This window comes from Micromonospora sp. NPDC057141, assembly GCF_042670805.1.
Taxonomy (GTDB): domain Bacteria; phylum Actinomycetota; class Actinomycetes; order Mycobacteriales; family Micromonosporaceae; genus Micromonospora.
In genome coordinates this window covers 425,787-433,090 of sequence record NZ_JBHUVA010000001.1, presented here as the reverse complement: position 1 = coordinate 433,090, position 7,304 = coordinate 425,787, and the positions used below count along the sequence as shown (strand labels likewise).

Genomic DNA, 7,304 nt, shown 5'->3' with positions numbered 1-7,304 from the left:
GCCCGTCAGCGGGTCGCCGGTCGCTGCGCCTGGTGCCGGTCAGGCTCTCGCGGCCGACTTGAGGTCGGCGGCCCGGTCGGTGCTCTCCCAGGTCAGGTCGGGCAGTTCCCGGCCGAAGTGGCCGTACGCCGCGGTCTGCCGGTAGATCGGGCGGAGCAGGTGCAGGTCCCGGATGATGGCGGCCGGGCGGAGGTCGAAGACCTCGGTCACGGCCTTCTCGATCGAGGTGACCGGCACGGTCTCGGTGCCGAACGTCTCGATGAACAGGCTCACCGGGTGCGCCTTGCCGATCGCGTACGCGACCTGCGCCTCACAGCGCTCGGCGAGGCCGGCGGCCACCACGTTCTTGGCCACCCAGCGCATCGCGTACGCGGCCGAGCGGTCCACCTTGGACGGGTCCTTGCCGGAGAACGCGCCGCCGCCGTGCCGGGCGTACCCGCCGTAGGTGTCGACGATGATCTTCCGGCCGGTGAGGCCGGCGTCGCCCATCGGGCCGCCGATCTCGAACCGCCCGGTCGGGTTGACCAGCAGCCGGTAGCCGCCGGTGTCCAGGCCGAGGCTCTCCAGCTCCGGCGCGATGACGTGGTCGCGCACGTCCGGGGTGAGCAGCGAGTCCAGCGAGATGTCCGCCGCGTGCTGGCTGGACACGACGACCGTGTTCAGCCGGACCGGGCGCAGCCCCTCGTACTCGATGGTGACCTGGGTCTTGCCGTCCGGCCGCAGGTAGGGGATCGTGCCGTCCTTGCGGACCGCGGTGAGCCGGCGGGCCAGCCGGTGCGCCAGGGCGATCGGCAGCGGCATCAGCTCGGGCGTCTCGGAGCAGGCGAAGCCGAACATCATGCCCTGGTCGCCGGCGCCCTGGGCGTCCAGCGCGCTCTCCGACGAGCCGGTGCGCAGCTCCATCGCGTTGTCGACGCCCTGCGCGATGTCGGGGGACTGGGCGCCGATGGAGACGCTGACGCCGCAGGACGCCCCGTCGAAGCCCTTCTTCGACGAGTCGTAACCGATGTCGAGGATCGTCTCCCGCACGATGGTCGGGATGTCGGCGTACGCCTTGGTGGTCACCTCGCCGGCCACGTGCACCTGGCCAGTGGTGATCAGGGTCTCGACGGCGACGCGGCTGTGCGCGTCCTGAGCCAGCAGCGCGTCGAGAATGCCGTCACTGATCTGGTCAGCGATCTTGTCCGGGTGGCCTTCCGTGACCGATTCGGACGTGAAGAGGCGGCGTGTCACGGCACTCCTAAGTTATGGAAAAGTCGTTCCGCGGAAGTGTAGTCACCCGGTCTCGAAGCTCGCTGGAACGGTCGCTTCCCGGTCATTCTTCGGGAAGGTGGGCCAGCGCGCCACGACGAGGTCCCAGACGCCGTCGGCCAGGTCCTCCTTGGACTGCTCGGCCATCGGGTGCACCGAGCCGTCCGCGCCGATGACGGTCGCCGCGTTGGTCTCGGCGCCGAAGACCTTGTCCGGCCCGACCTCGTTGATGACGATGAGGTCGGCCCGCTTGCGGGCGAGCTTGGCCCGGCCGTTGGCCTCGGCGTCGCTCGTCTCCGCGGCGAACACCACCAGCACCTGCTCCGGTCGGCGGTGCCGACCCAGCTCGGCGGCGATGTCCGGGTTGGTGACGAGGTCGATCGTAGGTGCCCCGGCGTCCGATTTCTTGATTTTGGCCGTTGCGTAGGTGGCGGGTCGGAAATCCGCGGGCGCGGCGGCCATCACCACGGCGTCCGCGCCGGCCGCCGCCTTGAGCGTGGCCTCGCGCAACTCCTCGGTGGTGCCGACCCGCACCAGGTCCACGCCGGCCGGGTCGGCGAGCGCCACGTTGGCGGCGATCAGGGTGACCCGGGCGCCCCGGGCGACCGCCGACCGGGCGAAGGCGTAACCCTGTTTGCCGGAGGAGCGGTTGCCCAGGAACCGGACCGGATCGAGCGGCTCGCGGGTGCCGCCCGCGGTCACCACCACGTGCCGGCCGGCGAGGTCGGCCGGGGCGTGCGGGCCGCGGGCCAGGGTCCGCCGGGCGACGGCGAAGATCTCCGCCGGGTCGGGCAGCCGACCCTTGCCGGTGTCGGCGCCGGTGAGCCGGCCGACGGCGGGTTCGACGACGCGGACCCCCCGGGAGCGCAGCGTGGCGACATTGGCCACGGTGGCGGGGTGCTCCCACATCTCGGTGTGCATCGCCGGGGCGAGCAGCACCGGGCACCGGGCGGTGAGCAGTGTGTTGGTGAGCAGGTCGTCGGCGAGACCGTGAGCCGCCTTCGCGAGCAGGTCGGCCGTGGCCGGGGCGACCACCACCAGATCGGCCCGCTGGCCGAGCCGGACGTGCGGGACCTCGTGCACGTCGGCCCAGACGTCGTCGGCGACCGGCTGGCCGGACAGGGCGGCCCAGGTCGGCGCCCCGACGAAGCGGAGCGCCGACGCGGTGGGCACCACGCGGACCCGGTGGCCCGACTCGGTGAAGAGCCGCAGCAGCTCACACGCCTTGTAGGCGGCGATGCCGCCGCCGACTCCGAGGACGATCTCGGCGGACATCGGCGTGCGGCGCGGTTACGGCTGGTCGGTCGGCTCGGCGGTGAGCAGGCCCGCGTTGATCTCGCGCATGGCGATGGAGAGGGGCTTCTCCTGGGGGGTGGTCTCCACGAGCGGGCCGACGTACTCCAGCAGGCCCTCGCCGAGCTGGCTGTAGTAGGCGTTGACCTGGCGGGCGCGCTTGGCAGCGAAGATCACCAGGGCGTACTTCGACGTCGTCTTCTCGAGCAGCTCGTCGATCGGCGGGTTGGTGATGCCCTCGGGGTTGGCGATGGATCCCACGAAATAACCTCTGCGTCTGTCGTCACCGCGCGGACGCGGTTCGTCTGGCCAACCGCGCGGACGCGGTTGGTGGGGTCACTCAGCCGCTCAGCCGCGGTCGGGCCGGAGCCAGATAGGAAGAACCGAACAAGCCTACCAGCTCATCCACCGCCCGCCCGGTGCGGTCGTGCGCCACGACGTGCGCGTCGCCGGCCGGGTCGGCCGCCTCCGGCCGCCAGCCGGGCGGGGCGAGCAGGACCAGCCGAGCATCGGGGCGCGCCGCGCGGACGGCGAGCGCGCCGGGCAGGTCGAGCGGGAGCAGCACCGGTCGGCCGGCGGCCAGCCGGTCGGCGACCGGCGCGGCCGGGGTGCCGCGGGCGTACGGCCCGACGCGGGCCCACTCCAGCAGCTGGCCGGTGGCGATCAGCCGGTCGAACGCCGCCGGGGCGAGGAAGATCCGGTCGACGCCGTCCACCTCGCGCTCCCGGCGGGGCCGAGTGGTGGCCGGCACCGGGATCCAGACCGACGGCGAACGCGCCCGGAACGGCTCGACGACACTGCCCACGCCGGCCCCGGAGGGACCGGCCAGGACGGTGAGCCGAGCCGCCGGGCGCGCCTCGTCATCCGTGCTCACGGCTCGTTTCTACACGGTGCCGTGCACGGCCGGCGGCGAACCGCCGGGCTCAGTTGGCGGCGAACTCGCCGAGCAGGGCCTTGCGCTGCTGCTCGCCCAGACCACGCAGGCGGCGGCTGTCGGCGATCTTGAGCTTCTCCATGATCTGGGTCGCCCGGATCTTGCCGATGCCCGGCATCGCCTGCAGGACGGCCGACACCTTCAGCTTGCCGACGACGTCGTCGCCCTCGGCCCGCTCGAGAACCGCGGCGAGGGTGGTCTTGCCCTGCTTGAGCTGCTCCTTCAGCTCAGCGCGGGCCTTGCGAATCTCCGCAGCCTTCTCGAGCGCAGCTGCGCGCTGCTCGGGGGTAAGTGACGGGAGGGGCACCAGTTCTCCTCAGGTCCTTGTCGCGACGGGCGGGACGCCACGCCGCAGATGTGAAACGTGGAGTCGCCGGAAACCAAAGGGGTCCGTGGTTCCCAGCGCGGGGAAAACTAGCGGTCGCGGACGCATTCGGCAACGTGGGCACGCCACGACCACGGCAAAATGACCGAGTCGTCACTCAGTCAGGAGCCGCCGAGGGCCGCCCGGCAGTCGGCCAGGGCCCGCTGCGCGGCGGCCCGCAGGGCGGCCACGTCGGGCCCGGCATGCAGCACCTCGCGGGAGTATGACGGCAGGACCCACGGCAGGCTCGCGCCGAACACGGTCCGTAGGTCGGCGGCCGTGGCGCCCTGCGCGCCGAGCCCCGGGGCGAGCAGTGGGCCGCGCACCGCCGACAGGTCGTGGCCGGTGTCGCCGATGGTCGCCCCGACCACCAGGCCGAAGCTGCCGAGCGCCTGCGCACCCCGGTTGAGCTGGGCAATCTCGTCGATCACCGCCTGCGCGACGGTGCGCCCGTCGGCACCCCGCGCGCGCTGCACGGCGGCCCCCTCGGGGTTGGAGGTGAGCGCCAGGACGAACACCCCGCCGCCGTGCGTGGCGGCGAGCTCGAACATCGGGGCCAGCGACATTACTCCCAGGTAGGGGCTCGCGGTGACCGCGTCGACATACAGCGGGCTGGATGGATCCAGGTACGCGGAGGCGTACGCGGCGACGGTGGAGCCGATGTCCCCGCGCTTGACGTCGAGCAGAACGAGCGAGCCAGAATCCCGCAACTGTCGGATAGTTGACTCTAGCACCGCCACGCCCCGCGCTCCGAAGCGCTCGAAGAACGCCGACTGGGGCTTGACCACCGCGACCCGGTCGCCTAGCGCCTCCACCACCGTGCGGCTGAACCGCTCCAAGCCGTCGACGTCGTCCGTCAGCCCCCAGCGGGTCAGCAGCCCCGGGTGCGGGTCGATGCCCACGCAGAGCGGACCGCGCTGCGCCATCGCCCGGTGCAACCGGTCACCGAAGCTCTCCATCCGCGCCTCTTTCCTCTCGACTCCTCCGGGCGCCCGGCATCCGCCGGCGCGCCGCGCCTGTCCGATCGCGGTCATGCGGCCACCCGCGCGCCACCCACGAAGGAAGGAACGCCGGTCAGCCGGCCGCCACCGCGGCAGCCATTCCGGCGGCGATGCGGGCGACGTCCGCGTCGTCGGCGACGTACGGCGGCATGGCGTAGACCAGGTCGCGGAACGGCCGCAGCCACACCCCCCGCTCCACCGCCGCCACGGTGGCCCTCGCCACGTCCACCTCGTGGTCGAGCTGGACGACGCCGATCGCGCCCAGCACGCGGACGTCGGTTACCCCCGGGGCGCCCCGCAGCGGCTCCAGGCCGGCCCGCAGGGCCGCGCCCACCCTCGACACCTCGGCCGCCCAGTCTCCGGCCCGCAGCAGGCCGATGGAGGCGTTCGCGACCGCACAGGCGAGGGGGTTGGCCATGAACGTGGGCCCGTGCGCGAGCACCCCGTCGCGGGAGATGCCCGCCGCCACCTCCGCCGTGCAGAGCGCGGCGGCCAGCGTCAGGTAGCCGCCGGTGAGCGCCTTGCCGACGCAGAGTACGTCGGGGCTCACCCCCGCGTGCTCGGCGGCGAACATCGTGCCCGTGCGGCCGAAGCCGGTGGCGATCTCGTCGAAGACCAGCAGCACCCCGTGGGCGCGGGTCACCTCGCGCAGCACCCGCAGGTAGCGCGGGTGGTGGAAGCGCATCCCGCCGGCGCCCTGGACCACCGGCTCCACGATCACGGCGGCCAGCTCGTGCGCGTGCCGTGCCACCGCGTCGACCAGCGCCGCGCAGTACGCGGGGTCGGGCGGGGCGTCGAACCCGGCCGGCGGCACGGGCGCGAAGACCTGCCGGGGCAGCACGTCGCCCCACAGGTGGTGCATGCCCCCCTCGGGGTCGCAGACGCTCATCGGGTGGAAGGTGTCGCCGTGGTAACCGCCCCGCCAGGTGCCCAGCCGCCGGCGCTCCGGCCGCCCGAGCGCCCGCTGGTGCTGCAGGCACATCTTCACCGCCACCTCGACGCTCACCGAGCCCGAGTCGCACAGGAAGACCCGCTCCAGCCCCTCCGGGGCCAGCTCGACCAGGGTCTGCGCCAGGCGCACGGCCGGCTCGTGGGTGAGCCCGCCGAACATCACGTGGCTCATCCGGCCGAGCTGGTCGGTCACCGCCGCGTCCAGCACCGGGTGCCGGTAGCCGTGGATCGCCGCCCACCACGACGACATCCCGTCGACCAGTTCCCGCCCGTCGGCCAGCCGCAGCCGCACCCCCCGCGCGCCCGCCACCACGTACGGGGGCGTCGCGGGGGGCAGCGGCGCGTACGGGTGCCACACGTGTGCCCGGTCGGCGGCGAGGATCTCCTCCGGCGTCACCCGCGCCCCCTGCGGCCCCCGGCGCGGCGCGCTGTGGCCGGCTCCCCGGTCACGACCGACCGCCCGGCGGCGCCGGCGCGGGCACCGGCCGGCCGGCCCGGGCGGCGGCGCGGACGAGGGCGGGACCCCGGTAGATGAAGCCGGTGTAGAGCTGCACCAGGGCCGCGCCGGCGTCGAACATGCGCGCGGCGTCGTCGGGGTCGACGATGCCGCCCACGCCGATCACCGGCAGCCGCCCGCCGGTCTCCCGGTGGACGAAGGAGACCACCGCGCGGGCACGCGCGGCCAGCGGACGCCCGGACAGGCCGCCCGCCGGCGCGCCGCGCTCCCGGTCGGCGGGGGCGAGACCGTCGCGGGCCAGGGTCGTGTTGGTGGCGATCACCCCGGCCGCGCCGCGCGCCAGGCAGACCTCCAGCAGCTCGGCGATCGCCGGCTCGGTCAGGTCCGGGGCGATCTTCACCAGCACCGGCTTCTCCCCCACCAGCGCCGCCAGCAGCGCGTCCAGGTGGGCGCGGTCCTGCAACGAGCGCAGGCCCGGCGTGTTCGGCGAGGAGACGTTGACGGCGAAGTAGTCGCCGTGGCCGCGCAGCGCCCGGTAGGAGGCGAGGTAGTCCTCGACGGCCTCGGCCAGCGGGGTCACCTTGGACTTGCCGAGCGAGATCCCCAGGGGCGCGCCGACCGGGCGGGGCAGCGCCGCCAGCCGGTCGGCCAGGGCCGCCGCGCCGGCGTTGTTGAAGCCCATCCGGTTGACCACGGCCTCGCTGTCGCGCAGCCGGAACAGCCGGGGCCGGGGATTGCCCGGCTGGGCGTGCGCGGTGACCGTGCCGACCTCGACGAAGCCGAAGCCCAGCGCCGGCCACGCCGGCAGCGCCGCGCCGTCCTTGTCCACCCCGGCGGCCAGCCCCACCGGGTTCGGGAAGTCCACCCCGAACACCGTCCGGGGCGCCCGCACGGCGTAGCGGGCCCGCAGGGCGGCCAGCGCCACCGGCGACCGGGACACGGCGGCCAGCCGGCGCAGCGTCCACTCGTGGGCGGCCTCGGCGTCGCCGCCGCCGACCCGGAACAGCCCTGGCCGCACCACCCGCTCGAAGATCACCGGGTGCTCCCCGGTGT

Annotated in this window: 8 protein-coding genes; all 8 read right to left on the bottom strand. The window is 74.1% G+C overall.

What is annotated here, in order from left to right; translation table 11 throughout:
- Positions 1 to 39: 39 nt before the first annotated feature.
- On the bottom strand, positions 40 to 1,233 hold the full coding sequence (gene metK / locus ACFT41_RS01900) for a methionine adenosyltransferase (protein WP_377588010.1): 1,194 nt from the start codon (positions 1,231 to 1,233) through the stop codon (positions 40 to 42).
- Between the two features lie 42 nt (positions 1,234 to 1,275).
- The gene (gene coaBC / locus ACFT41_RS01895) at positions 1,276 to 2,526 is read right to left on the bottom strand and encodes a bifunctional phosphopantothenoylcysteine decarboxylase/phosphopantothenate--cysteine ligase CoaBC (RefSeq protein ID WP_377588009.1); all 1,251 of its coding nucleotides are present in this window, start codon (positions 2,524 to 2,526) and stop codon (positions 1,276 to 1,278) included.
- A 15-nt stretch (positions 2,527 to 2,541) separates the two neighbouring features.
- A complete protein-coding gene (gene rpoZ / locus ACFT41_RS01890) occupies positions 2,542 to 2,805 on the bottom strand; it encodes a DNA-directed RNA polymerase subunit omega (RefSeq protein WP_007075826.1) in 264 nt (87 codons plus the stop codon).
- A gap of 79 nt (positions 2,806 to 2,884) precedes the next feature.
- Positions 2,885 to 3,418, bottom strand: a complete 534-nt coding sequence (locus ACFT41_RS01885; RefSeq protein WP_377588008.1) for a guanylate kinase — start codon at positions 3,416 to 3,418, stop codon at positions 2,885 to 2,887.
- A gap of 49 nt (positions 3,419 to 3,467) precedes the next feature.
- The gene (gene mihF / locus ACFT41_RS01880; RefSeq protein WP_007075824.1) at positions 3,468 to 3,785 is read right to left on the bottom strand and encodes an integration host factor, actinobacterial type; all 318 of its coding nucleotides are present in this window, start codon (positions 3,783 to 3,785) and stop codon (positions 3,468 to 3,470) included.
- 179 nt (positions 3,786 to 3,964) lie between these two features.
- Positions 3,965 to 4,801, bottom strand: coding sequence for an orotidine-5'-phosphate decarboxylase (gene pyrF / locus ACFT41_RS01875; RefSeq protein ID WP_377588007.1), 837 nt, complete (start codon positions 4,799 to 4,801; stop codon positions 3,965 to 3,967).
- A 115-nt stretch (positions 4,802 to 4,916) separates the two neighbouring features.
- The gene (locus tag ACFT41_RS01870) at positions 4,917 to 6,191 is read right to left on the bottom strand and encodes an adenosylmethionine--8-amino-7-oxononanoate transaminase (RefSeq protein WP_377588006.1); all 1,275 of its coding nucleotides are present in this window, start codon (positions 6,189 to 6,191) and stop codon (positions 4,917 to 4,919) included.
- Between the two features lie 49 nt (positions 6,192 to 6,240).
- A complete protein-coding gene (locus tag ACFT41_RS01865; protein ID WP_377588005.1) occupies positions 6,241 to 7,287 on the bottom strand; it encodes a quinone-dependent dihydroorotate dehydrogenase in 1,047 nt (348 codons plus the stop codon).
- Between the last annotated feature and the right edge of the window lie 17 nt (positions 7,288 to 7,304).